Annotated in this window: 2 protein-coding genes; both read right to left on the minus strand. The window is 37.1% G+C overall.

Annotated features, from left to right (window positions below):
- Window positions 1-483 precede the first annotated feature (483 nt).
- Window positions 484-753: a 30S ribosomal protein S15 gene (rpsO, locus tag CXF78_RS01690; RefSeq protein WP_011636467.1), complete on the minus strand. Its 270-nt coding sequence runs from the start codon at window positions 751-753 to the stop codon at window positions 484-486.
- A gap of 141 nt (window positions 754-894) precedes the next feature.
- A partial coding sequence (locus CXF78_RS01695) for a tRNA pseudouridine(55) synthase TruB (RefSeq protein WP_180957025.1) occupies window positions 895-1,035 on the minus strand: 141 nt, incomplete at its 5' end.

A 1,035-nucleotide genomic window follows, 5' to 3' on the forward strand; every position in this document is an offset into this window, starting at 1 on the left:
GTTGGCTATGATGTTAAAAGATATTGCAGATGAAAAATAACCTGAAGATTACGCCGAAACGTAAATGCTTAGACAAATAAATAGGTTATATTTTTATTGAAATGACCATATAGTCTCTGATCAATATCTTCCAAAATAATGAAATAAAAATTAGCGTAACGTTGATGACGATGAAAGAACGATCTAAAAATTAGCCATAACCAATTAAAAGGTTAATATCGATGGCATTAACTAGCAGAAAAAGTTTTTAGCGAGAGACGATTCTAAAACAACTTACATAGAATATTTGACCATTAAAATAGCCCGTAGATATAATACCAAGATGCTATTGCTGTAGATTGGGTAGATAACGCCAAGACAACTAGTGGGTACTTGTTTGGCACAATTCTGAGGCGATTCGATTATTTTAGGCAATAAAAAAAGGAGGCTTATGGCCTCCCTCTTTACGGTTAAACTACTTACAAAAGTAAGCAGAATGTCGAATTAACGACGTAAACCTAACTTCTGGATCATAGCAGTATAACGAGCTACGTCTGTACGCTTTAAGTAAGCAGAAAGCTTACGGCGTGCACTAACCATACGTAATAAACCACGACGAGAGTGGTGATCATGGATGTGCTCTTTAAAGTGACCTTGAAGGTGGTTGATTTGAGCAGTTAACAAAGCTACTTGAACTTCAGTTGAACCTGTATCGTTTTCGCAGCGACCAAAATCAGCCAAAATTTTTGCTTTTGTTTCAGCACTTAGTGACATGTGTATCTCCAAAAAAAGTAAATGTATCTCAAGCCGATCACTAACTCAGCCAGAGTGAGCGCGATATTCTAACCAGATTGCTGGCTAACCGCAATAAAATTCGATTATTTATCTGAAAAAGTGAATGACTAAGTAAACAGACTACTCAGCGGCATCATTATCATGGATCACAATTAAACGTTTGGGTGCTAATAAACCATCATCATTCATGATACCCATACCAACAAATCGGCGTTCATCGCCAATAGTGATCCGCACTAATTCATCAGGCTTAAGTCCCGC

Source organism: Shewanella sp. 11B5 (assembly GCF_002836795.1).
Taxonomy (GTDB): Bacteria; Pseudomonadota; Gammaproteobacteria; order Enterobacterales; family Shewanellaceae; genus Shewanella; species Shewanella frigidimarina.